Raw genomic sequence first — 365 nt, 5'->3', positions numbered from 1 at the left:
CTTGCTGTGGCATAGGTGATCTCATGCCTGTCCAGCAATTCCTTTAGCAGATCGATCTTATCTTTTTTCCCCGAAAGCACATAATTGGTTGCGTTCTTTTCGGCATTAATGTAGAAGTTTGAAAATTCAGAATTAAGACGCTCTACATTTTGCGCTGCAATTTCTACCGTAGATAATCCTGTGGTGTGATGATGTGCTACACGATCTGTAAGAGTAAGGAGGTAACCATGATCTGTCTCAACAGAAAGCCCTGTGTGACCGGCTTGTTCATAGGTCATTCCTATGGCACCCAAATAGGTGGGATAGGTATCTCCGTAACTGGGGTACAACAGGTCAAACCTTTCTTTTGTAAAATACAACCAGCC

General features: G+C 43.0%; 1 pseudogene. It reads right to left on the bottom strand.

The annotated features are described in order from the left end of the window. Nucleotides 1–365, bottom strand: a pseudogene (locus tag HC175_RS20825) (zinc carboxypeptidase); the annotation flags it as partial.

The organism is Salinimicrobium oceani (genome assembly GCF_012037645.1).
Note: the sequence above shows the minus strand (reverse complement) of the source record. Positions and strands in the feature narration are given on the sequence as shown.